Here is a 25130-nt window from a genome sequence, read left to right on the forward strand (position 1 = left end):
CAGCATTGCTTAAGAAATAGTGCAGCCTTAAGCAATGCTGGTTTCACTTTGATTCGAGCCCAAACCGCTTTATTAACACTGGAGGTTATCCAAGATGTCAGTAGAAAACGTTCTATCGCTGATCCAAGAAAACGAAGTTAAGTTTGTTGACCTACGCTTCACAGATACAAAAGGTAAAGAGCAACATATCTCTATTCCTGCTCACCAAATCGACGCAGACTTCTTCGAAGAAGGTAAAATGTTCGATGGTTCATCAGTTGCTGGCTGGAAAGGTATCAACGAATCTGACATGGTAATGATGCCGGATGCATCATCTGCTGTACTAGACCCGTTCACAGAAGACGCAACGCTAAACATCCGTTGTGACATTCTTGAGCCTGCAACTATGCAAGGCTACGATCGTGACCCACGTTCTATCGCAAAACGTGCTGAAGAATACATGCGTTCAACTGGCATCGCAGACACTGTTCTGGTTGGTCCAGAGCCAGAGTTCTTCCTGTTTGACGACGTGAAATTCTCTACTGACATGTCAGGTTCTTTCTTCAAGATCGATGACGTGGAAGCGGCATGGAACACTGGCACTGAATACGAAAACGGTAACAAAGGTCACCGTCCAGGTGTGAAAGGCGGTTACTTCCCAGTAGCGCCAGTTGACTCATCTCAAGACATCCGTTCAGCTATGTGTCTGATCATGGAAGAAATGGGTCTGGTTGTTGAAGCACACCACCACGAAGTAGCAACAGCGGGTCAGAACGAAATCGCAACGCGTTTCAACACTCTGACGACTAAAGCGGACGAAATCCAAATCTACAAGTACGTTGTTCATAACGTTGCTCACGCATTCGGTAAAACAGCGACTTTCATGCCTAAACCACTCGTTGGCGACAACGGTTCAGGTATGCACGTGCACCAATCTCTGGCAAAAGACGGCGTTAACCTGTTCGCAGGCGACAAGTACGGCGGCCTGTCTGAAATGGCGATCTACTACATCGGTGGTATCATCAAACACGCTCGTGCAATCAACGCATTCGCTAACCCAGCGACTAACTCATACAAGCGTCTGGTTCCTCACTTCGAAGCACCAGTTATGCTGGCATACTCTGCACGTAACCGTTCAGCGTCTATCCGTATCCCAGTGGTACCAAGCCCTAAAGCACGTCGTATCGAAATTCGTTTCGGCGATCCAGCAGCGAACCCATACCTGGCGTTTGCAGCAATGCTGATGGCTGGTCTTGACGGTATCAAGAACAAGATCCACCCAGGCGAAGCGATGGATAAAGATCTGTACGATCTACCAGCAGAAGAAGCTGCAGAAATTCCAAAAGTGGCAGAATCTCTGCAACAAGCTCTGCAATGCCTAGACGAAGACCGCGAGTTCCTGACAGCAGGTGGCGTATTCTCTGATGACTTCATCAACTCTTACATCGACCTGAAATCTAAAGATGTAGAGCGCGTGAACGTAGCAGTACACCCACTAGAGTTCGAACTGTACTACTCTGTATAATTCGCACTCAGTGCCGTTGTAACCGCGGTTGCAATCAATAATAAGGCTCGCCTCGCAGGCGGGCCTTTTTTCTATTGGTTGACGTTCAGAGCCTTATTATCCTTGTCTTCTCACTGCCATATGACAGCTCAGCCAAGGAGTCGCATGAAACGGACCACTCCCCTTGCATTACTGCTGTGTCTGCTGCCCGCAGCAGACACTCAGCCCCAGACCATCTATACCTGGACCGATCATCACGGCACCGTTCATTTTAGTGATAATCCAAGTCATGCCCATAGCCGGGTGCTGCGACTATCCGTTAATGACGCACTGCTCGTTAATGACACACCGCCGGCCTTAACCCCGTCGGTCAGTGCGGCAACGGCACAGGTTGCACCGAAACAGCACACAACCACTCAAACAGAGCTGCACATAGAGTGGTTAAAACCGACTCATGAACAGACGGTTCACGACAATCAGGGCAACATCACCCTGCATATCGCACTAAACCGCCCGCTGTCTGAGCAGGAGACACTGCAATTACTGCTCGATGATCAGCCTTTTGGTGCACCCGGCACCAAAACAGTGTGGCAGCTGAGTAATATTGCACGCGGCTCACATACCTTTTTAATTCAGGCTCTTGTAAGCGGCAAGGTTATTGCATCGTCTAGTAAAGTAACGGTGTATCTGCATCGGGCATCCATTAAATAGGTGTGAACAACACTCAATCGCCCGATTTAACAGGGGATTTCACTTTTTATTTCTATACCGTTGCGCCATACTTGACAAAACAGTGCACCATTATTGTGCACTGCATCATTTTGGAACACGGCAAGGACGATACTGTGAGTGCAGAGCTAAGCGAAACCATTCTGAACAATGTTGTAACCGCCACCTTGATGTTGGATGAAACATTGTGCGTACGTTACGCCAACCCGGCGGCCGAACAACTGTTTTCCCAAAGTGCCAAGCGCATTATCAATCAACCGCTGTCAAAACTGATTCAACACGCTTCGATGGACCTGGCTTTACTGTCTCAGCCATTGCAAAGCGGACAGAGTATTACAGACAGTGATGTCACCTTCGTGGTTGACGGCAAACCCTTAATGCTGGAAGTGACCGTTAGTCCGATTTCGTGGCAGAAGAGCTTGATGCTGTTGGTTGAAATGCGAAAAATCGGTCAGCAACGCCGCCTGACTCAGGAGCTCAATCAGCATGCGCAGCAACAAGCAGCGAAACTGCTGGTGCGAGGTTTAGCTCATGAAATTAAAAATCCGTTAGGGGGGTTGCGCGGCGCAGCTCAGTTGCTGGAACGCATGTTACCGGACCAGAGCCTGACCGAATACACCCAGATTATTATCGAACAGGCAGATCGTCTGCGTGCGCTGGTCGACCGTTTACTTGGCCCGCAGAAGCCTGGCAAGAAAACGTCGGAGAACCTGCATCTGATTCTGGAAAAGGTTCGTCAGCTGGTTGAACTCGAAGGTGGCAAAGAGTTGCAGATTGAGCGGGATTACGATCCCAGCCTGCCTAATATCATGATGGATACCGATCAAATCGAGCAGGCTCTACTCAATATCGTCAGTAATGCGGCGCAAATTTTGTCACAGCAGTCACATGGCGTGATTACCCTACGCACCCGCACCGTGCACCAAGCCAATATTCACGGTCAGCGACATAAGTTGGTGGCCCGCATTGAGATCATTGATAACGGCCCGGGGATCCCACTCGAACTACAGGATACACTGTTCTACCCGATGGTCAGTGGCCGGGAAGGTGGGACCGGACTTGGTCTGTCAATATCTCAAAACCTGATCGACCAGCACAATGGAAAAATCGATGTAGAAAGCTGGCCAGGACGAACCATATTTACGATTTATTTACCCATCTGATGGTGTGATTATGCGACCACTGAGAATGTAGGTTGCTGTTGAGGAAGAATACTATGAGTAAAGGATACGTTTGGGTTGTCGATGACGACAGTTCTATTCGTTGGGTGATGGAGAAAACCCTGTCGTCAGCAAACATTAAATGTGAAACCTTCTCCGATGCGGAAAGCGTTCTGATGGCATTAGAACGAGAAACGCCGGATGTACTGGTTTCTGATATTCGTATGCCCGGGATCGACGGAATCGAGTTACTGCATCAGGTACACTCGCGCTCACCAGAGCTCCCGGTGATCATCATGACGGCCCACTCCGACCTGGATGCAGCCGTAAATGCCTATCAGAAGGGGGCATTCGAATATCTGCCTAAGCCGTTTGATGTGGATGAGACCCTCACTCTGGTTGAACGTGCGATTGCCCACGGTCAGGAACAGCGTAAAGAGCAGTCACAAAATCAGGTCCCCACCTACGATACACCGGAAATCATCGGCGAAGCGCCAGCAATGCAGGAAGTGTTTCGCGCCATCGGCCGCCTGTCCCGCTCTTCGATTTCAGTGTTGATTAACGGTGAATCGGGTACCGGTAAAGAATTGGTCGCTCATGCTCTGCATCGTCACAGCCCGCGGGCGCAGAACCCTTTTATCGCCCTCAATATGGCCGCTATCCCGAAAGACCTGATCGAATCTGAACTGTTTGGCCACGAAAAAGGCGCGTTTACCGGCGCCAACAATGTACGTCAGGGCCGTTTTGAACAGGCTAATGGCGGAACACTGTTTCTGGATGAAATCGGTGACATGCCGCTCGACATTCAGACCCGTTTGCTGCGGGTACTGGCCGATGGACAGTTCTATCGTGTCGGCGGCCATTCCGCAATCAAAGTCGATGTGCGAATTGTCGCCGCAACGCACCAGAATCTGGAAAAACTGGTTCATCAGGGCAAGTTCCGTGAAGACCTGTTCCACCGTCTTAACGTCATCCGCATTCAAATTCCTGCTTTGCGTGAGCGTCGTCAGGACATCGACAAACTGACCAAACATTTTCTTGCTCTGGCTGCCAAAGAGTTAGGCGTGGAGATGAAAACTCTGCATAGCAAAACAATCGAAATTCTCAATCGTCTCGATTGGCCGGGTAACGTACGTCAGTTAGAAAACATGTGCCGCTGGCTGACGGTAATGGCAAGTGGTACCGAAGTGTTACCAAGCGACCTGCCTTCTGAGTTACTGGCAGAGAAGAAAACGGTCGACTTTGACAGTGATGTCAGTTGGCAGAAGCAGCTTGAAGCCTGGGCAAAATCCGCCCTAGCATCTGGTGAAACTGAAATCCTCTCTTATGCTCTGCCGGAATTTGAACGCATCCTGCTGGAAGCCGCTTTGAATCATACTAACGGCCATAAACAAGATGCAGCCAAAGTGCTTGGCTGGGGACGTAATACCCTGACGCGCAAGCTTAAAGAATTGTATTAGCCCGAAGCATAATCTCACTGAGAGCTATGCAAGGTGGTCTGTAATCAGGCCACCTTTTTATTTTCCGCCGCTGCATTCAGCCCGCTGCAGTCTCCTTTCAGCGAGCGACGAGAGATCAACATATACAGTAAACAAGAACAAAGTCGCAGCAAAATAAGCCAGATTCAGCCATTACAGCTACTGACACTGACCCGATTGGTTTTTATACTTAGCGCAGAATTTGACTTGGTACATGACAATGATTACAAAAAATATTCCCCTGACTGATCTACACCGCCACCTTGACGGCAACATCCGCACTCAAACCATCCTTGAGCTTGGCCAGAAGTTTGGTATGGCGTTACCCGCCGATACTGTGGAAGCTCTGACACCGCATGTACAAATTGTCGAAGCCGAACCCTCTCTGGTTGCCTTTCTGTCGAAACTTGACTGGGGTGTGGCTGTACTGGGTGATCTGGACGCTTGCCGCCGCGTGGCCTACGAAAACGTTGAGGATGCACTCAACGCGCAGATCGATTATGCCGAACTGCGTTTTTCTCCGTATTACATGGCAATGAAACATAACCTGCCTATTGCCGGTGTCGTCGAAGCCGTGGTCGATGGCGTACAAGCCGGTGTACGCGATTTTGGCGTGCAAGCTAACCTGATTGGCATACTGAGCCGTACTTTCGGCACAAAAGCGTGTCAGCAAGAGCTGGAGGGCATTCTGAGCCAGAAACAGCACATCGTCGCACTCGATTTAGCCGGGGATGAGCTGGGGCAACCTGGAGATCGCTTTGTCAGCCACTTTAAACAAGCACGCGATGCCGGACTGAATATTACCGTCCACGCAGGTGAAGCCGCTGGCCCGCAGAGCATGTGGCAGGCTATCCGTGAATTAGGCGCAACCCGTATTGGCCACGGTGTGAAAGCAATTGAAGATCCGCAGCTGATGGATTATCTGGCTAAACACCGGGTTGGTATTGAGTCTTGCCTGACCTCCAACATTCAAACCAGCACCGTTGCCAGCCTGGCGCAACATCCGCTCAAGCGTTTCCTTGAGCACGGTGTGCCAGCGTGTCTGAATACCGATGATCCGGCAGTAGAAGGGATTGAACTACCATACGAGTATGAAGTGGCAGCGCCGCAAGCAGGCCTCAGCCAAGAGCAAATCCGTCAGGCTCAAATCAACGGCCTGGATCTCGCTTTCTTGTCTGAAACAGAAAAACAGGCACTGAAGGATAAAGTCGCTCAACGCTGTTAAACTTTCATCAAACAAAAATATACCAAAGCCCCGCCCTTACAAGCGGGGCTTCTTTGTCAGGGTCTAGAACTGAAAATAATAACCTGGGCAGATAACAAGATATTCCGGTCTCGATGTTGGCAGGAATAGATAAGGAAGTAGCGGACGGCTGGGGTCGCACACGACGGGCAGGCCTCCCTGCGGGACTCGTCATCGCAACGCGATGAATTTGGCTCAGCTTAAAACGACAAAACCCCAGCATTTCTGCTAGGGTTTCGAATAAGTGGCGGAGCGGACGGGACTCGAACCCGCGACCCCCGGCGTGACAGGCCGGTATTCTAACCAACTGAACTACCGCTCCGCATTGGTCAGACTATAAAGTCTTTTTCATTTTTTGCTTTGAGCTTTTGCTTAAAAAAGCTGAAAACAAGAAGTTAAAGCCTGGCGATGTTCTACTCTCACATGGGGAGGCCCCACACTACCATCGACGCTGTTTCGTTTCACTTCTGAGTTCGGAATGGAGTCAGGTGGGTCCAAAACGCTATGGTCGCCAAGCAAATTCTGTTTAACTACCGCTTTAAGCAGTAATTAATAATTCGGAAAGCTGTTCTTTCGAAAAAGGTTCTCTTTACACATTCAATGTACTGGTCATTGAGTCCATCAAAACCCCTTGGGTGTTGTATGGTTAAGCCTCACGGGCAATTAGTACAGGTTAGCTCAACGCCTCACAACGCTTACACACCCTGCCTATCAACGTTCTAGTCTCGAACAACCCTTTAGGACACTTAAAGTGTCAGGGAAGACTCATCTCAGGGCTCGCTTCCCGCTTAGATGCTTTCAGCGGTTATCGATTCCGAACTTAGCTACCGGGCAATGCGTCTGGCGACACAACCCGAACACCAGAGGTTCGTCCACTCCGGTCCTCTCGTACTAGGAGCAGCCCCCTTCAATCTTCCAACGCCCACGGCAGATAGGGACCGAACTGTCTCACGACGTTCTAAACCCAGCTCGCGTACCACTTTAAATGGCGAACAGCCATACCCTTGGGACCGACTTCAGCCCCAGGATGTGATGAGCCGACATCGAGGTGCCAAACACCGCCGTCGATATGAACTCTTGGGCGGTATCAGCCTGTTATCCCCGGAGTACCTTTTATCCGTTGAGCGATGGCCCTTCCATTCAGAACCACCGGATCACTATGACCTGCTTTCGCACCTGCTCGAATTGTCATTCTCGCAGTCAAGCGGGCTTATGCCATTGCACTAACCTCACGATGTCCAACCGTGATTAGCCCACCTTCGTGCTCCTCCGTTACTCTTTGGGAGGAGACCGCCCCAGTCAAACTACCCACCAGGCACTGTCCTCGAACCGGATAACGGTCCAGAGTTAGAACATCAAACATACAAGGGTGGTATTTCAAGGACGGCTCCAACGCAACTGGCGTCACGTCTTCAAAGCCTCCCACCTATCCTACACATGTAGGTTCAATGTTCAGTGCCAAGCTGTAGTAAAGGTTCACGGGGTCTTTCCGTCTAGCCGCGGGTACACTGCATCTTCACAGCGATTTCAATTTCACTGAGTCTCGGGTGGAGACAGCGTGGCCATCATTACGCCATTCGTGCAGGTCGGAACTTACCCGACAAGGAATTTCGCTACCTTAGGACCGTTATAGTTACGGCCGCCGTTTACCGGGGCTTCGATCAAGAGCGTCGACCGAAGTCTAACCCCATCAATTAACCTTCCGGCACCGGGCAGGCGTCACACCGTATACGTCATCTTACGATTTTGCACAGTGCTGTGTTTTTAATAAACAGTTGCAGCCACCTGGTATCTGCGACTTCCAATAGCTCCATCCGCGAGGGACTTCACCGTCAGAAGCGTACCTTCTCCCGAAGTTACGGTACCATTTTGCCTAGTTCCTTCACCCGAGTTCTCTCAAGCGCCTTGGTATTCTCTACCCGACCACCTGTGTCGGTTTGGGGTACGATTCCTTACAATCTGAAGCTTAGAGGCTTTTCCTGGAAGCATGGCATCAATGACTTCATCACCGTAGTGACTCGACATCGTGTCTCAGCCTTATAGAGAGCCGGATTTACCTAACTCTCAAGCCTACGCACTTGAACCTGGACAACCGTCGCCAGGCCCACCTAGCCTTCTCCGTCCCCCCATCGCAATTGTAAGAAGTACGGGAATATTAACCCGTTTCCCATCGACTACGCCTTTCGGCCTCGCCTTAGGGGTCGACTTACCCTGCCCCGATTAACGTTGGACAGGAACCCTTGGTCTTCCGGCGAGGAGGTTTTTCACCCCCTTTATCGTTACTCATGTCAGCATTCGCACTTCTGATACCTCCAGCATGCCTTACAGCACACCTTCAACGGCTTACAGAACGCTCCCCTACCCAATACGATAAATCGCATTGCCGCAGCTTCGGTTTACAGCTTAGCCCCGTTACATCTTCCGCGCAGGCCGACTCGACTAGTGAGCTATTACGCTTTCTTTAAATGATGGCTGCTTCTAAGCCAACATCCTAGCTGTCTGAGCCTTCCCACATCGTTTCCCACTTAGCTGTAATTTGGGACCTTAGCTGGCGGTCTGGGTTGTTTCCCTCTCCACGACGGACGTTAGCACCCGCCGTGTGTCTCCCGGATAGTACTTACTGGTATTCGGAGTTTGCAAAGGGTTGGTAAGTCGGGATGACCCCCTAGCCTTAACAGTGCTCTACCCCCAGTAGTATTCGTCCGAGGCGCTACCTAAATAGCTTTCGGGGAGAACCAGCTATCTCCGAGTTTGATTGGCCTTTCACCCCTAGCCACAAGTCATCCGCTAATTTTTCAACATTAGTCGGTTCGGTCCTCCAATTGATGTTACTCAATCTTCAACCTGCCCATGGCTAGATCACTCGGTTTCGGGTCTATATCCAGAGACTGAACGCCCAGTTAAGACTCGGTTTCCCTACGGCTCCCCTAAATGGTTAACCTTGCCACTGAATATAAGTCGCTGACCCATTATACAAAAGGTACGCAGTCACACCACGAAGGTGCTCCTACTGCTTGTACGTACACGGTTTCAGGTTCTATTTCACTCCCCTCACAGGGGTTCTTTTCGCCTTTCCCTCACGGTACTGGTTCACTATCGGTCAGTCAGGAGTATTTAGCCTTGGAGGATGGTCCCCCCATGTTCAGACAGGATAACACGTGTCCCGCCCTACTCGATTTCACTGAACATACGCTGTCGGCTACGGGGCTATCACCCTGTTTCGCGGTCCTTTCCAGAACCTTCACCTGACGCATATAAAGCTTAAGGGCTAATCCAATTTCGCTCGCCGCTACTTTCGGAATCTCAATTGATTTCTTTTCCTCGGGGTACTTAGATGTTTCAGTTCCCCCGGTTCGCTTCATTAACCTATGTATTCAGTTAATGATACCTGCTTATGCAGGTGGGTTTCCCCATTCGGAAATCGTAGACTCAAGTGGCTCTTACTGCCTCATCTACGCTTATCGCAAGTTAGTACGTCCTTCATCGCCTCTGACTGCCAAGGCATCCACCGTGTACGCTTAGTCACTTAACCATACAACCCGAAGGAGTTTCGAGTTGATGAACCAAGTCACCAAGGTTTCGTTGTCTCTCATTATTTGAATGAGCGAGAGACTTTTCGATTTTGCCGGACTCAATTTTGAAACTTGTTAAACAAGTTTCTACCAAGCACACTTGAATGTGTTGTTGGTGTATTCCATTTCGGAATACATTGAGAACTTTACAAATAATATTTCGTTTACGAATAAACAAAAGATTATTTTGTCAGCTTTCCAAATTGTTAAAGAGCGTTGTTTCTTTCGAAACAGAGTACCTGTTTGGCACTTTCTAAAGATTCTCAGCGTCAGAAATCCGAACCACGTACGTTTTACTGAAGTGGTTTGGAATTTGAAATCCAAAAATACTTAGAGAGTGGTGGGCGATACCGGGTTCGAACCAGTGACCCCCTGCTTGTAAGGCAGGTGCTCTCCCAACTGAGCTAATCGCCCATCTTATTTTAATTCCCATGGAAGGAATGGTGGGTCGTGCAGGATTCGAACCTGCGACCAATTGATTAAAAGTCAACTGCTCTACCAACTGAGCTAACGACCCCTTTTATTTCACAAGGAAATGGTATCCCGTAGGGGAGTCGAACCCCTGTTACCGCCGTGAAAGGGCGGTGTCCTAGGCCTCTAGACGAACGGGACACTAAGATACTCTTCTTTATCTAAACCGTATCAATCTGTGTGAACACTCATCGCAATAATCATTCGTATAAGGAGGTGATCCAGCGCCAGGTTCCCCTAGCGCTACCTTGTTACGACTTCACCCCAGTCATGAACCACAAAGTGGCAAGCGTCCTCCCGAAGGTTAAACTACCTGCTTCTTTTGCAGCCCACTCCCATGGTGTGACGGGCGGTGTGTACAAGGCCCGGGAACGTATTCACCGTGGCATTCTGATCCACGATTACTAGCGATTCCGACTTCATGGAGTCGAGTTGCAGACTCCAATCCGGACTACGACGCACTTTTTGGGATTCGCTCACTTTCGCAAGTTGGCCGCCCTCTGTATGCGCCATTGTAGCACGTGTGTAGCCCTACTCGTAAGGGCCATGATGACTTGACGTCGTCCCCACCTTCCTCCGGTTTATCACCGGCAGTCTCCCTGGAGTTCCCGACTTTACTCGCTGGCAAACAAGGATAAGGGTTGCGCTCGTTGCGGGACTTAACCCAACATTTCACAACACGAGCTGACGACAGCCATGCAGCACCTGTCTCTCAGTTCCCGAAGGCACAAGACTGTCTCCAGTCTCTTCTGAGGATGTCAAGAGTAGGTAAGGTTCTTCGCGTTGCATCGAATTAAACCACATGCTCCACCGCTTGTGCGGGCCCCCGTCAATTCATTTGAGTTTTAATCTTGCGACCGTACTCCCCAGGCGGTCTACTTAACGCGTTAGCTCCGAAAGCCACGGCTCAAGGCCACAACCTCCAAGTAGACATCGTTGACGGCGTGGACTACCAGGGTATCTAATCCTGTTTGCTCCCCACGCTTTCGCATCTGAGTGTCAGTATCTGTCCAGGGGGCCGCCTTCGCCACCGGTATTCCTTCAGATCTCTACGCATTTCACCGCTACACCTGAAATTCTACCCCCCTCTACAGTACTCTAGCCTGCCAGTTTCAAATGCAATTCCGAGGTTGAGCCCCGGGCTTTCACATCTGACTTAACAAACCACCTGCATGCGCTTTACGCCCAGTAATTCCGATTAACGCTCGCACCCTCCGTATTACCGCGGCTGCTGGCACGGAGTTAGCCGGTGCTTCTTCTGCAGCTAACGTCAAACGAATGCGCTATTAACGCACCCGCCTTCCTCACTGCTGAAAGTACTTTACAACCCGAAGGCCTTCTTCATACACGCGGCATGGCTGCATCAGGCTTGCGCCCATTGTGCAATATTCCCCACTGCTGCCTCCCGTAGGAGTCTGGACCGTGTCTCAGTTCCAGTGTGGCTGATCATCCTCTCAGACCAGCTAGGGATCGTTGCCTTGGTGAGCCCTTACCTCACCAACTAGCTAATCCCACCTGGGCATATCCTGACGCGAGAGGCCCGAAGGTCCCCCTCTTTGGCCCGAAGGCATCATGCGGTATTAGCCATCGTTTCCAATGGTTATCCCCCACATCAGGGCAATTTCCCAGGCATTACTCACCCGTCCGCCGCTCGCCGCCCTTAACGTTCCCCGAAGGTTCAGTTAAGTCGCTGCCGCTCGACTTGCATGTGTTAGGCCTGCCGCCAGCGTTCAATCTGAGCCATGATCAAACTCTTCAATTTAAGATTTTGTTCGGCTCAATGAATACTGACTTCAAATTACCTTAGTAATTCAAAGCTATTACCATTCCAACAGAATGGTAATGAATTGACTGTGCTCGAATGATTGCTCATTCAAATTGGTCACTCAGTTCATTGATACCTAAGTTGATTCTTTAGAATCATCTTCGATTATCATCAACGAGTGCCCACACAGATTGATAGGTTTATATTGTTAAAGAGCATTTCTCTAAAAAGAGAAGGCTTTCAGTGCCTTAGCACCTGGGCAGGACGCGTATATTACGCTGTGCACCGTGAAAGTCAACATAAAACTTTAAGTTTTTTAAAAGCTTTATGGTGACTTGTCTGCTTAGTAGACAAGTGCGCCGTTTTGCTTTCAGATTTTCTAAAATCTGAAGACAAAAATAAGAGCCTGGCGATGTTCTACTCTCACATGGGGAGGCCCCACACTACCATCGACGCTGTTTCGTTTCACTTCTGAGTTCGGAATGGAGTCAGGTGGGTCCAAAACGCTATGGTCGCCAAGCAAATTCTGTTTAACTACCGCTTTAAGCAGTAATTAATAATTCGGAAAGCTGTTCTTTCGAAAAAGGTTCTCTTTACACATTCAATGTACTGGTCATTGAGTCCATCAAAACCCCTTGGGTGTTGTATGGTTAAGCCTCACGGGCAATTAGTACAGGTTAGCTCAACGCCTCACAACGCTTACACACCCTGCCTATCAACGTTCTAGTCTCGAACAACCCTTTAGGACACTTAAAGTGTCAGGGAAGACTCATCTCAGGGCTCGCTTCCCGCTTAGATGCTTTCAGCGGTTATCGATTCCGAACTTAGCTACCGGGCAATGCGTCTGGCGACACAACCCGAACACCAGAGGTTCGTCCACTCCGGTCCTCTCGTACTAGGAGCAGCCCCCTTCAATCTTCCAACGCCCACGGCAGATAGGGACCGAACTGTCTCACGACGTTCTAAACCCAGCTCGCGTACCACTTTAAATGGCGAACAGCCATACCCTTGGGACCGACTTCAGCCCCAGGATGTGATGAGCCGACATCGAGGTGCCAAACACCGCCGTCGATATGAACTCTTGGGCGGTATCAGCCTGTTATCCCCGGAGTACCTTTTATCCGTTGAGCGATGGCCCTTCCATTCAGAACCACCGGATCACTATGACCTGCTTTCGCACCTGCTCGAATTGTCATTCTCGCAGTCAAGCGGGCTTATGCCATTGCACTAACCTCACGATGTCCAACCGTGATTAGCCCACCTTCGTGCTCCTCCGTTACTCTTTGGGAGGAGACCGCCCCAGTCAAACTACCCACCAGGCACTGTCCTCGAACCGGATAACGGTCCAGAGTTAGAACATCAAACATACAAGGGTGGTATTTCAAGGACGGCTCCAACGCAACTGGCGTCACGTCTTCAAAGCCTCCCACCTATCCTACACATGTAGGTTCAATGTTCAGTGCCAAGCTGTAGTAAAGGTTCACGGGGTCTTTCCGTCTAGCCGCGGGTACACTGCATCTTCACAGCGATTTCAATTTCACTGAGTCTCGGGTGGAGACAGCGTGGCCATCATTACGCCATTCGTGCAGGTCGGAACTTACCCGACAAGGAATTTCGCTACCTTAGGACCGTTATAGTTACGGCCGCCGTTTACCGGGGCTTCGATCAAGAGCGTCGACCGAAGTCTAACCCCATCAATTAACCTTCCGGCACCGGGCAGGCGTCACACCGTATACGTCATCTTACGATTTTGCACAGTGCTGTGTTTTTAATAAACAGTTGCAGCCACCTGGTATCTGCGACTTCCAATAGCTCCATCCGCGAGGGACTTCACCGTCAGAAGCGTACCTTCTCCCGAAGTTACGGTACCATTTTGCCTAGTTCCTTCACCCGAGTTCTCTCAAGCGCCTTGGTATTCTCTACCCGACCACCTGTGTCGGTTTGGGGTACGATTCCTTACAATCTGAAGCTTAGAGGCTTTTCCTGGAAGCATGGCATCAATGACTTCATCACCGTAGTGACTCGACATCGTGTCTCAGCCTTACAGAGAGCCGGATTTACCTAACTCTCAAGCCTACGCACTTGAACCTGGACAACCGTCGCCAGGCCCACCTAGCCTTCTCCGTCCCCCCATCGCAATTGTAAGAAGTACGGGAATATTAACCCGTTTCCCATCGACTACGCCTTTCGGCCTCGCCTTAGGGGTCGACTTACCCTGCCCCGATTAACGTTGGACAGGAACCCTTGGTCTTCCGGCGAGGAGGTTTTTCACCCCCTTTATCGTTACTCATGTCAGCATTCGCACTTCTGATACCTCCAGCATGCCTTACAGCACACCTTCAACGGCTTACAGAACGCTCCCCTACCCAATACGATAAATCGCATTGCCGCAGCTTCGGTTTACAGCTTAGCCCCGTTACATCTTCCGCGCAGGCCGACTCGACTAGTGAGCTATTACGCTTTCTTTAAATGATGGCTGCTTCTAAGCCAACATCCTAGCTGTCTGAGCCTTCCCACATCGTTTCCCACTTAGCTGTAATTTGGGACCTTAGCTGGCGGTCTGGGTTGTTTCCCTCTCCACGACGGACGTTAGCACCCGCCGTGTGTCTCCCGGATAGTACTTACTGGTATTCGGAGTTTGCAAAGGGTTGGTAAGTCGGGATGACCCCCTAGCCTTAACAGTGCTCTACCCCCAGTAGTATTCGTCCGAGGCGCTACCTAAATAGCTTTCGGGGAGAACCAGCTATCTCCGAGTTTGATTGGCCTTTCACCCCTAGCCACAAGTCATCCGCTAATTTTTCAACATTAGTCGGTTCGGTCCTCCAATTGATGTTACTCAATCTTCAACCTGCCCATGGCTAGATCACTCGGTTTCGGGTCTATATCCAGAGACTGTGCGCCCAGTTAAGACTCGGTTTCCCTACGGCTCCCCTAATTGGTTAACCTTGCCACTGAATATAAGTCGCTGACCCATTATACAAAAGGTACGCAGTCACACCACGAAGGTGCTCCTACTGCTTGTACGTACACGGTTTCAGGTTCTATTTCACTCCCCTCACAGGGGTTCTTTTCGCCTTTCCCTCACGGTACTGGTTCACTATCGGTCAGTCAGGAGTATTTAGCCTTGGAGGATGGTCCCCCCATGTTCAGACAGGATAACACGTGTCCCGCCCTACTCGATTTCACTGAACATACGCTGTCGGCTACGGGGCTATCACCCTGTTTCGCGGTCCTTTCCAGAACCTTCACCTGACGCATATAAAGCTTAAGGGCTAATCCAATTTCGCTCGCCGCTACTTTCGGAATCTCAATTGATTTCTTTTCCTCGGGGTACTTAGATGTTTCAGTTCCCCCGGTTCGCTTCATTAACCTATGTATTCAGTTAATGATACCTGCTTATGCAGGTGGGTTTCCCCATTCGGAAATCGTAGACTCAAGTGGCTCTTACTGCCTCATCTACGCTTATCGCAAGTTAGTACGTCCTTCATCGCCTCTGACTGCCAAGGCATCCACCGTGTACGCTTAGTCACTTAACCATACAACCCGAAGGAGTTTCGAGTTGATGAACCAAGTCACCAAGGTTTCGTTGTCTCTCATTATTTGAATGAGCGAGAGACTTTTCGATTTTGCCGGACTCAATTTTGAAACTTGAAAACAAGTTTCTACCAAGCACACTTGAATGTGTTGTTGGTGTATTCCATTTCGGAATACATTGAGAACTTTACAAATAATATTTCGTTTACGAATAAACAAAAGATTATTTTGTCAGCTTTCCAAATTGTTAAAGAGCAAGATTCGTATCTCTAATGAGATGAACCATGTTTAAGAGCACTGATTTCTTCTTTATGAAGGAATGCGCTTAAAGATGGTGGAGCTAAGCAGGATCGAACTGCTGACCTCCTGCGTGCAAGGCAGGCGCTCTCCCAGCTGAGCTATAGCCCCATCAGGTGTTGATACTGTGTGCCAATCTCCTGGGAGGAAGATTGGTGGGTCTGAGTGGACTCGAACCACCGACCTCTCGCTTATCAGGCGAACGCTCTAACCACCTGAGCTACAGACCCAGTATCGTCTCTTAAATCGTATAAACCATCAATCTGTGTGAACACTCATCGCAATAATCATTCGTATAAGGAGGTGATCCAGCGCCAGGTTCCCCTAGCGCTACCTTGTTACGACTTCACCCCAGTCATGAACCACAAAGTGGCAAGCGTCCTCCCGAAGGTTAAACTACCTGCTTCTTTTGCAGCCCACTCCCATGGTGTGACGGGCGGTGTGTACAAGGCCCGGGAACGTATTCACCGTGGCATTCTGATCCACGATTACTAGCGATTCCGACTTCATGGAGTCGAGTTGCAGACTCCAATCCGGACTACGACGCACTTTTTGGGATTCGCTCACTTTCGCAAGTTGGCCGCCCTCTGTATGCGCCATTGTAGCACGTGTGTAGCCCTACTCGTAAGGGCCATGATGACTTGACGTCGTCCCCACCTTCCTCCGGTTTATCACCGGCAGTCTCCCTGGAGTTCCCGACTTTACTCGCTGGCAAACAAGGATAAGGGTTGCGCTCGTTGCGGGACTTAACCCAACATTTCACAACACGAGCTGACGACAGCCATGCAGCACCTGTCTCTCAGTTCCCGAAGGCACAAGACTGTCTCCAGTCTCTTCTGAGGATGTCAAGAGTAGGTAAGGTTCTTCGCGTTGCATCGAATTAAACCACATGCTCCACCGCTTGTGCGGGCCCCCGTCAATTCATTTGAGTTTTAATCTTGCGACCGTACTCCCCAGGCGGTCTACTTAACGCGTTAGCTCCGAAAGCCACGGCTCAAGGCCACAACCTCCAAGTAGACATCGTTGACGGCGTGGACTACCAGGGTATCTAATCCTGTTTGCTCCCCACGCTTTCGCATCTGAGTGTCAGTATCTGTCCAGGGGGCCGCCTTCGCCACCGGTATTCCTTCAGATCTCTACGCATTTCACCGCTACACCTGAAATTCTACCCCCCTCTACAGTACTCTAGCCTGCCAGTTTCAAATGCAATTCCGAGGTTGAGCCCCGGGCTTTCACATCTGACTTAACAAACCACCTGCATGCGCTTTACGCCCAGTAATTCCGATTAACGCTCGCACCCTCCGTATTACCGCGGCTGCTGGCACGGAGTTAGCCGGTGCTTCTTCTGCAGCTAACGTCAAACGAATGCGCTATTAACGCACCCGCCTTCCTCACTGCTGAAAGTACTTTACAACCCGAAGGCCTTCTTCATACACGCGGCATGGCTGCATCAGGCTTGCGCCCATTGTGCAATATTCCCCACTGCTGCCTCCCGTAGGAGTCTGGACCGTGTCTCAGTTCCAGTGTGGCTGATCATCCTCTCAGACCAGCTAGGGATCGTTGCCTTGGTGAGCCCTTACCTCACCAACTAGCTAATCCCACCTGGGCATATCCTGACGCGAGAGGCCCGAAGGTCCCCCTCTTTGGCCCGAAGGCATCATGCGGTATTAGCCATCGTTTCCAATGGTTATCCCCCACATCAGGGCAATTTCCCAGGCATTACTCACCCGTCCGCCGCTCGCCGCCCTTAACGTTCCCCGAAGGTTCAGTTAAGTCGCTGCCGCTCGACTTGCATGTGTTAGGCCTGCCGCCAGCGTTCAATCTGAGCCATGATCAAACTCTTCAATTTAAGATTTTGTTCGGCTCAATGAATACTGACTTCAAATTACCTTAGTAATTCAAAGCTATTACCATTCCAACAGAATGGTAATGAATTGACTGTGCTCGAATGATTGCTCATTCAAATTGGTCACTCAGTTCATTGATACCTAAGTTGATTCTTTAGAATCATCTTCGATTATCATCAACGAGTGCCCACACAGATTGATAGGTTTATATTGTTAAAGAGCATTTCTCTAAAAAGAGAAGGCTTTCAGTGCCTTAGCACCTGGGCAGGACGCGTATATTACGCTGTGCACCGTGAAAGTCAACATAAAACTTTAAGTTTTTTAAAAGCTTTATGGTGACTTGTCTGCTTAGTAGACAAGTGCGCCGTTTTGCTTTCAGATTTTCTAAAATCTGAAGACAAAAATAAGAGCCTGGCGATGTTCTACTCTCACATGGGGAGGCCCCACACTACCATCGACGCTGTTTCGTTTCACTTCTGAGTTCGGAATGGAGTCAGGTGGGTCCAAAACGCTATGGTCGCCAAGCAAATTCTGTTTAACTACCGCTTTAAGCAGTAATTAATAATTCGGAAAGCTGTTCTTTCGAAAAAGGTTCTCTTTACACATTCAATGTACTGGTCATTGAGTCCATCAAAACCCCTTGGGTGTTGTATGGTTAAGCCTCACGGGCAATTAGTACAGGTTAGCTCAACGCCTCACAACGCTTACACACCCTGCCTATCAACGTTCTAGTCTCGAACAACCCTTTAGGACACTTAAAGTGTCAGGGAAGACTCATCTCAGGGCTCGCTTCCCGCTTAGATGCTTTCAGCGGTTATCGATTCCGAACTTAGCTACCGGGCAATGCGTCTGGCGACACAACCCGAACACCAGAGGTTCGTCCACTCCGGTCCTCTCGTACTAGGAGCAGCCCCCTTCAATCTTCCAACGCCCACGGCAGATAGGGACCGAACTGTCTCACGACGTTCTAAACCCAGCTCGCGTACCACTTTAAATGGCGAACAGCCATACCCTTGGGACCGACTTCAGCCCCAGGATGTGATGAGCCGACATCGAGGTGCCAAACACCGCCGTCGATATGAACTCTTGGGCGGTATCAGCCTGTTATCCCCGGAGTACCTTTTATCCGTTGAGCGATGGCCCTTCCATTCAGAACCACCGGATCACTATGACCTGCTTTCGCACCTGCTCGAATTGTCATTCTCGCAGTCAAGCGGGCTTATGCCATTGCACTAACCTCACGATGTCCAACCGTGATTAGCCCACCTTCGTGCTCCTCCGTTACTCTTTGGGAGGAGACCGCCCCAGTCAAACTACCCACCAGGCACTGTCCTCGAACCGGATAACGGTCCAGAGTTAGAACATCAAACATACAAGGGTGGTATTTCAAGGACGGCTCCAACGCAACTGGCGTCACGTCTTCAAAGCCTCCCACCTATCCTACACATGTAGGTTCAATGTTCAGTGCCAAGCTGTAGTAAAGGTTCACGGGGTCTTTCCGTCTAGCCGCGGGTACACTGCATCTTCACAGCGATTTCAATTTCACTGAGTCTCGGGTGGAGACAGCGTGGCCATCATTACGCCATTCGTGCAGGTCGGAACTTACCCGACAAGGAATTTCGCTACCTTAGGACCGTTATAGTTACGGCCGCCGTTTACCGGGGCTTCGATCAAGAGCGTCGACCGAAGTCTAACCCCATCAATTAACCTTCCGGCACCGGGCAGGCGTCACACCGTATACGTCATCTTACGATTTTGCACAGTGCTGTGTTTTTAATAAACAGTTGCAGCCACCTGGTATCTGCGACTTCCAATAGCTCCATCCGCGAGGGACTTCACCGTCAGAAGCGTACCTTCTCCCGAAGTTACGGTACCATTTTGCCTAGTTCCTTCACCCGAGTTCTCTCAAGCGCCTTGGTATTCTCTACCCGACCACCTGTGTCGGTTTGGGGTACGATTCCTTACAATCTGAAGCTTAGAGGCTTTTCCTGGAAGCATGGCATCAATGACTTCATCACCGTAGTGACTCGACATCGTGTCTCAGCCTTACAGAGAGCCGGATTTACCTAACTCTCAAGCCTACGCACTTGAACCTGGACAACCGTCGCCAGGCCCACCTAGCCTTCTCCGTCCCCCCATCGCAATTGTAAGAAGTACGGGAATATTAACCCGTTTCCCATCGACTACGCCTTTCGGCCTCGCCTTAGGGGTCGACTTACCCTGCCCCGATTAACGTTGGACAGGAACCCTTGGTCTTCCGGCGAGGAGGTTTTTCACCCCCTTTATCGTTACTCATGTCAGCATTCGCACTTCTGATACCTCCAGCATGCCTTACAGCACACCTTCAACGGCTTACAGAACGCTCCCCTACCCAATACGATAAATCGCATTGCCGCAGCTTCGGTTTACAGCTTAGCCCCGTTACATCTTCCGCGCAGGCCGACTCGACTAGTGAGCTATTACGCTTTCTTTAAATGATGGCTGCTTCTAAGCCAACATCCTAGCTGTCTGAGCCTTCCCACATCGTTTCCCACTTAGCTGTAATTTGGGACCTTAGCTGGCGGTCTGGGTTGTTTCCCTCTCCACGACGGACGTTAGCACCCGCCGTGTGTCTCCCGGATAGTACTTACTGGTATTCGGAGTTTGCAAAGGGTTGGTAAGTCGGGATGACCCCCTAGCCTTAACAGTGCTCTACCCCCAGTAGTATTCGTCCGAGGCGCTACCTAAATAGCTTTCGGGGAGAACCAGCTATCTCCGAGTTTGATTGGCCTTTCACCCCTAGCCACAAGTCATCCGCTAATTTTTCAACATTAGTCGGTTCGGTCCTCCAATTGATGTTACTCAATCTTCAACCTGCCCATGGCTAGATCACTCGGTTTCGGGTCTATATCCAGAGACTGTGCGCCCAGTTAAGACTCGGTTTCCCTACGGCTCCCCTAATTGGTTAACCTTGCCACTGAATATAAGTCGCTGACCCATTATACAAAAGGTACGCAGTCACACCACGAAGGTGCTCCTACTGCTTGTACGTACACGGTTTCAGGTTCTATTTCACTCCCCTCACAGGGGTTCTTTTCGCCTTTCCCTCACGGTACTGGTTCACTATCGGTCAGTCAGGAGTATTTAGCCTTGGAGGATGGTCCCCCCATGTTCAGACAGGATAACACGTGTCCCGCCCTACTCGATTTCACTGAACATACGCTGTCGGCTACGGGGCTATCACCCTGTTTCGCGGTCCTTTCCAGAACCTTCACCTGACGCATATAAAGCTTAAGGGCTAATCCAATTTCGCTCGCCGCTACTTTCGGAATCTCAATTGATTTCTTTTCCTCGGGGTACTTAGATGTTTCAGTTCCCCCGGTTCGCTTCATTAACCTATGTATTCAGTTAATGATACCTGCTTATGCAGGTGGGTTTCCCCATTCGGAAATCGTAGACTCAAGTGGCTCTTACTGCCTCATCTACGCTTATCGCAAGTTAGTACGTCCTTCATCGCCTCTGACTGCCAAGGCATCCACCGTGTACGCTTAGTCACTTAACCATACAACCCGAAGGAGTTTCGAGTTGATGAACCAAGTCACCAAGGTTTCGTTGTCTCTCATTATTTGAATGAGCGAGAGACTTTTCGATTTTGCCGGACTCAATTTTGAAACTTGAAAACAAGTTTCTACCAAGCACACTTGAATGTGTTGTTGGTGTATTCCATTTCGGAATACATTGAGAACTTTACAAATAATATTTCGTTTACGAATAAACAAAAGATTATTTTGTCAGCTTTCCAAATTGTTAAAGAGCAAGATTCGTATCTCTAATGAGATGAACCATGTTTAAGAGCACTGATTTCTTCTTTATGAAGGAATGCGCTTAAAGATGGTGGAGCTAAGCAGGATCGAACTGCTGACCTCCTGCGTGCAAGGCAGGCGCTCTCCCAGCTGAGCTATAGCCCCATCAGGTGTTGATACTGTGTGCCAATCTCCTGGGAGGAAGATTGGTGGGTCTGAGTGGACTCGAACCACCGACCTCTCGCTTATCAGGCGAACGCTCTAACCACCTGAGCTACAGACCCAGTATCGTCTCTTAAATCGTATAAACCATCAATCTGTGTGAACACTCATCGCAATAATCATTCGTATAAGGAGGTGATCCAGCGCCAGGTTCCCCTAGCGCTACCTTGTTACGACTTCACCCCAGTCATGAACCACAAAGTGGCAAGCGTCCTCCCGAAGGTTAAACTACCTGCTTCTTTTGCAGCCCACTCCCATGGTGTGACGGGCGGTGTGTACAAGGCCCGGGAACGTATTCACCGTGGCATTCTGATCCACGATTACTAGCGATTCCGACTTCATGGAGTCGAGTTGCAGACTCCAATCCGGACTACGACGCACTTTTTGGGATTCGCTCACTTTCGCAAGTTGGCCGCCCTCTGTATGCGCCATTGTAGCACGTGTGTAGCCCTACTCGTAAGGGCCATGATGACTTGACGTCGTCCCCACCTTCCTCCGGTTTATCACCGGCAGTCTCCCTGGAGTTCCCGACTTTACTCGCTGGCAAACAAGGATAAGGGTTGCGCTCGTTGCGGGACTTAACCCAACATTTCACAACACGAGCTGACGACAGCCATGCAGCACCTGTCTCTCAGTTCCCGAAGGCACAAGACTGTCTCCAGTCTCTTCTGAGGATGTCAAGAGTAGGTAAGGTTCTTCGCGTTGCATCGAATTAAACCACATGCTCCACCGCTTGTGCGGGCCCCCGTCAATTCATTTGAGTTTTAATCTTGCGACCGTACTCCCCAGGCGGTCTACTTAACGCGTTAGCTCCGAAAGCCACGGCTCAAGGCCACAACCTCCAAGTAGACATCGTTGACGGCGTGGACTACCAGGGTATCTAATCCTGTTTGCTCCCCACGCTTTCGCATCTGAGTGTCAGTATCTGTCCAGGGGGCCGCCTTCGCCACCGGTATTCCTTCAGATCTCTACGCATTTCACCGCTACACCTGAAATTCTACCCCCCTCTACAGTACTCTAGCCTGCCAGTTTCAAATGCAATTCCGAGGTTGAGCCCCGGGCTTTCACATCTGACTTAACAAACCACCTGCATGCGCTTTACGCCCAGTAATTCCGATTAACGCTCGCACCCTCCGTATTACCGCGGCTGCTGGCACGGAGTTAGCCGGTGCTTCTTCTGCAGCTAACGTCAAACGAATGCGCTATTAACGCACCCGCCTTCCTCACTGCTGAAAGTACTTTACAACCCGAAGGCCTTCTTCATACACGCGGCATGGCTGCATCAGGCTTGCGCCCATTGTGCAATATTCCCCACTGCTGCCTCCCGTAGGAGTCTGGACCGTGTCTCAGTTCCAGTGTGGCTGATCATCCTCTCAGACCAGCTAGGGATCGTCGCCTTGGTGAGCCCTTACCTCACCAACTAGCTAATCCCACCTGGGCATATCCTGACGCGAGAGGCCCGAAGGTCCCCCTCTTTGGCCCGAAGGCATCATGCGGTATTAGCCATCGTTTCCAATGGTTATCCCCCACATCAGGGCAATTTCCCAGGCATTACTCACCCGTCCGCCGCTCGCCGCCCTTAACGTTCCCCGAAGGTTCAGTTAAGTCGCTGCCGCTCGACTTGCATGTGTTAGGCCTGCCGCCAGCGTTCAATCTGAGCCATGATCAAACTCTTCAATTTAAGATTTGATTCCCTAAATAATTAGGGGAGGCTCAATGAATACTGACTTCAAATTACCTTAGTAATTCAAAGCTATTACCATTCCAACAGAATGGTAATGAATTGACTGTGCTCGAATGATTGCTCATTCAAATTGGTCACTCAGTTCATTGATACCTAAGTTGATTCTTTAGAATCATCTTCGATTATCATCAACGAGTGCCCACACAGATTGATAGGTTTATATTGTTAAAGAGCATTTCCACCAGCAAAACTTTCGCTTTAAGCGCCGTTGCCAGGGGTGCGTATAATACGCTAAACTTTTTCAGAGTCAATCGTTATTTTCAAACTTTCTTAACTCTTTACCGCTAATCACTTTGTGATATTTGTCTCACTCCGTGTCGGTGAGGCGGCATTATAGGGAGGTCTGGAATTATGACAAGCACTTTTTGCAAATAATTTCCCGTTCGCTTAAAAAGCCACCAAATGGCTGTTTATCGAATAAAATTCCAACATTTGAGGGGGGTCACAGCAATTGGTTGGAAAAAAACGAAGCATATACGTAAGATTCATGTGTCTATTTTGTTAATCTAGGCACGCATCTTATTTTTATGCTGAAAAGTAGTATTCCAATATGAACTCAAAAAAATCGATGTTATGGATAGTCGTCCTTATTGTTTTAGGCGCTATCATTTTCTCTCAGGTATCAACTCACCCTTCCGTGAGCTTTGTGCTTGGTGTTGTGGCAGCAGCAATTATCTTTAAACTTTTTACTTCCACATCGTCGCCATTCAAATCTCAGGATGAATCTTCAACGGCAACCAAAACTTTGTATGTAGGTAATCTGCCATATAAAGCAAACGAATCTCACGTCCGTGATCTGTTTGCTCAACATGGTGAAGTGTTCGCAGTTCGTCTGATGAAAGACAAACGAACAGGTAAGCGTCGCGGATTTGGTTTTGTGGTAATGGCAGCTGGCCATGCGCAAACCGCCATTGATGCTTTAAACGAAAAGGATTATATGCAGCGTACTCTGAAAGTACGAATTGCTAATGATCCAAAACACCCTGAAGAGGGTATGGGCGAACAGGACTAAAGCCGAGTTGCGCCAGCGTTCGATTCAACGCATCTTCCTGCCAGGGAGGTGCGCTGGAGAAGATGTTGTGCGCACTCTCCTGCTGCTCACCAGCACTAATCTCCAATAACTCTTCTACCCGACGAGCGATCGCTTGGCCGGAGTCCACCAAGATGACCTCCTCTCCCAACACTGTCTGGATCTCTGCCTTGATAAGTGGGAAATGAGTGCATCCCAATACCGCTACATCAATCTGATTATGAAGCGGACTCAAGATTGTGGCCAACTCCTCCAAATCGACAGGTTGACCTCGCAACTTTTCTTCAGCCATATCCACCAGCCGGGTTGATCCCAAAAGCTCGACACTTTTATTCAATGCAAAATCACGGATCAGATCGTGAGTATACTGGCGGGTAATAGTCGCAGGCGTTGCGATTAAGCCCACGGCCTTATGCGCCAGTACAGATGCCGGCTTTATCGCTGGTACCACACCGACCACAGGAATATTCAATCTGGACCGAAGAACAGGTAATACAATGGTGCTCGCGGTATTACAGGCGATAATGACAATATCGAACCCCTGCCGCTCGACTAACCCAGTCACCAAAGCTTCCACCCGATGCAGAAGTGTATCCTGCGCCAGTTCACCATATGGGTATGCGGCATTATCAAACAGGTAGGTATAACTGAGTTGAGGCAGACGCGCCTGTATTTCACGGTAGACCGACAAACCGCCGACACCGGAATCAAATATAAGTGCTTTGTATTGGGGATGATCAGACACGTGGTACCCTGATGGTCACATCATTAGG

At 49.8% G+C, this 25130-nt stretch carries 7 protein-coding genes, 8 tRNA genes and 9 rRNA genes; 6 read left to right on the forward strand and 18 right to left on the reverse strand.

The features are described 5' to 3' along the window. The first annotated feature begins 94 nt into the window (after positions 1-94). The 5 genes from glnA (at position 95) to add (ending at position 6075) form a co-directional block, all read left to right on the forward strand. Positions 95-1504 carry a glutamate--ammonia ligase gene (gene glnA, locus J0X00_RS11130; RefSeq protein ID WP_136485486.1) on the forward strand — a complete coding sequence of 470 codons (1410 nt, stop codon included), beginning with the start codon at positions 95-97 and terminating at the stop codon, positions 1502-1504. Between the two features lie 144 nt (positions 1505-1648). After that, positions 1649-2194, forward strand: coding sequence for a DUF4124 domain-containing protein (locus J0X00_RS11135; RefSeq protein ID WP_282478059.1), 546 nt, complete (start codon positions 1649-1651; stop codon positions 2192-2194). A 134-nt stretch (positions 2195-2328) separates the two neighbouring features. Next, positions 2329-3375, forward strand: a complete 1047-nt coding sequence (glnL, locus tag J0X00_RS11140; RefSeq protein ID WP_136485490.1) for a nitrogen regulation protein NR(II) — start codon at positions 2329-2331, stop codon at positions 3373-3375. A gap of 53 nt (positions 3376-3428) precedes the next feature. Next, on the forward strand, positions 3429-4832 hold the full coding sequence (gene glnG / locus J0X00_RS11145; protein ID WP_136485492.1) for a nitrogen regulation protein NR(I): 1404 nt from the start codon (positions 3429-3431) through the stop codon (positions 4830-4832). A gap of 238 nt (positions 4833-5070) precedes the next feature. Further along, complete coding sequence (gene add, locus J0X00_RS11150) at positions 5071-6075, forward strand: adenosine deaminase (RefSeq protein WP_136485495.1); 1005 nt, start codon at positions 5071-5073, stop codon at positions 6073-6075. 263 nt (positions 6076-6338) lie between these two features. Here add and J0X00_RS11155 read toward each other — a convergent pair. The 17 genes from J0X00_RS11155 to J0X00_RS11235 all read right to left on the reverse strand — a co-directional run bounded on the left by J0X00_RS11155 (position 6339) and on the right by J0X00_RS11235 (position 23264). After that, positions 6339-6415, reverse strand: a tRNA-Asp gene (locus J0X00_RS11155). Positions 6416-6493: 78 nt separating this feature from the next. Next, a 5S ribosomal RNA gene (gene rrf, locus J0X00_RS11160) occupies positions 6494-6609 on the reverse strand. A gap of 126 nt (positions 6610-6735) precedes the next feature. Further along, positions 6736-9625, reverse strand: a 23S ribosomal RNA gene (locus J0X00_RS11165). Positions 9626-10003: 378 nt separating this feature from the next. Next, positions 10004-10079 (reverse strand) — tRNA-Val (locus J0X00_RS11170). Positions 10080-10106: 27 nt separating this feature from the next. Next, a tRNA-Lys gene (locus J0X00_RS11175) sits at positions 10107-10182 on the reverse strand. A gap of 19 nt (positions 10183-10201) precedes the next feature. Continuing rightward, a tRNA-Glu gene (locus J0X00_RS11180) sits at positions 10202-10277 on the reverse strand. Between the two features lie 68 nt (positions 10278-10345). Further along, positions 10346-11898 (reverse strand): 16S ribosomal RNA (locus tag J0X00_RS11185). A gap of 407 nt (positions 11899-12305) precedes the next feature. Continuing rightward, positions 12306-12421 (reverse strand): 5S ribosomal RNA (rrf, locus tag J0X00_RS11190). A gap of 126 nt (positions 12422-12547) precedes the next feature. Further along, positions 12548-15437: ribosomal RNA gene (locus J0X00_RS11195) — 23S ribosomal RNA — on the reverse strand. A gap of 330 nt (positions 15438-15767) precedes the next feature. Then, positions 15768-15843 (reverse strand) — tRNA-Ala (locus tag J0X00_RS11200). 42 nt (positions 15844-15885) lie between these two features. After that, a tRNA-Ile gene (locus J0X00_RS11205) sits at positions 15886-15962 on the reverse strand. Between the two features lie 66 nt (positions 15963-16028). Next, a 16S ribosomal RNA gene (locus tag J0X00_RS11210) occupies positions 16029-17581 on the reverse strand. A 407-nt stretch (positions 17582-17988) separates the two neighbouring features. Continuing rightward, a 5S ribosomal RNA gene (rrf, locus tag J0X00_RS11215) occupies positions 17989-18104 on the reverse strand. Positions 18105-18230: 126 nt separating this feature from the next. Further along, positions 18231-21120: ribosomal RNA gene (locus tag J0X00_RS11220) — 23S ribosomal RNA — on the reverse strand. A 330-nt stretch (positions 21121-21450) separates the two neighbouring features. Further along, positions 21451-21526 (reverse strand) — tRNA-Ala (locus J0X00_RS11225). Positions 21527-21568: 42 nt separating this feature from the next. Continuing rightward, positions 21569-21645 (reverse strand) — tRNA-Ile (locus tag J0X00_RS11230). Positions 21646-21711: 66 nt separating this feature from the next. Beyond that, a 16S ribosomal RNA gene (locus tag J0X00_RS11235) occupies positions 21712-23264 on the reverse strand. The 16S, 23S and 5S rRNA genes sit together here with 8 tRNA genes alongside, the layout of an rRNA operon. Positions 23265-23877: 613 nt before the next feature. Between J0X00_RS11235 and J0X00_RS11240 the strand changes: the two genes are divergently transcribed. After that, positions 23878-24339: an RNA-binding protein gene (locus J0X00_RS11240; protein WP_136487359.1), complete on the forward strand. Its 462-nt coding sequence runs from the start codon at positions 23878-23880 to the stop codon at positions 24337-24339. Here J0X00_RS11240 and murI read toward each other — a convergent pair. Further along, entirely contained in the window at positions 24293-25102 is an 810-nt protein-coding gene (gene murI, locus J0X00_RS11245; RefSeq protein WP_282478060.1) for a glutamate racemase, read from the reverse strand. The genes J0X00_RS11240 and murI overlap by 47 nt on opposite strands. Between the last annotated feature and the right edge of the window lie 28 nt (positions 25103-25130).

This window comes from Vibrio sp. ABG19, from assembly GCF_029962385.1.
Taxonomy (GTDB): Bacteria; Pseudomonadota; Gammaproteobacteria; order Enterobacterales; family Vibrionaceae; genus Vibrio; species Vibrio ostreae.

Coding starts and splice junctions, on each gene's coding strand:
- J0X00_RS11240 (WP_136487359.1), top strand. CDS start 23,878: ATGAACTCAAAAAAATCGATGTTATGGATAGTCGTCCTTATTGTTTTA.
- glnA (WP_136485486.1), top strand. CDS start 95: ATGTCAGTAGAAAACGTTCTATCGCTGATCCAAGAAAACGAAGTTAAG.
- glnG (WP_136485492.1), top strand. CDS start 3,429: ATGAGTAAAGGATACGTTTGGGTTGTCGATGACGACAGTTCTATTCGT.
- J0X00_RS11135 (WP_282478059.1), top strand. CDS start 1,649: ATGAAACGGACCACTCCCCTTGCATTACTGCTGTGTCTGCTGCCCGCA.
- add (WP_136485495.1), top strand. CDS start 5,071: ATGATTACAAAAAATATTCCCCTGACTGATCTACACCGCCACCTTGAC.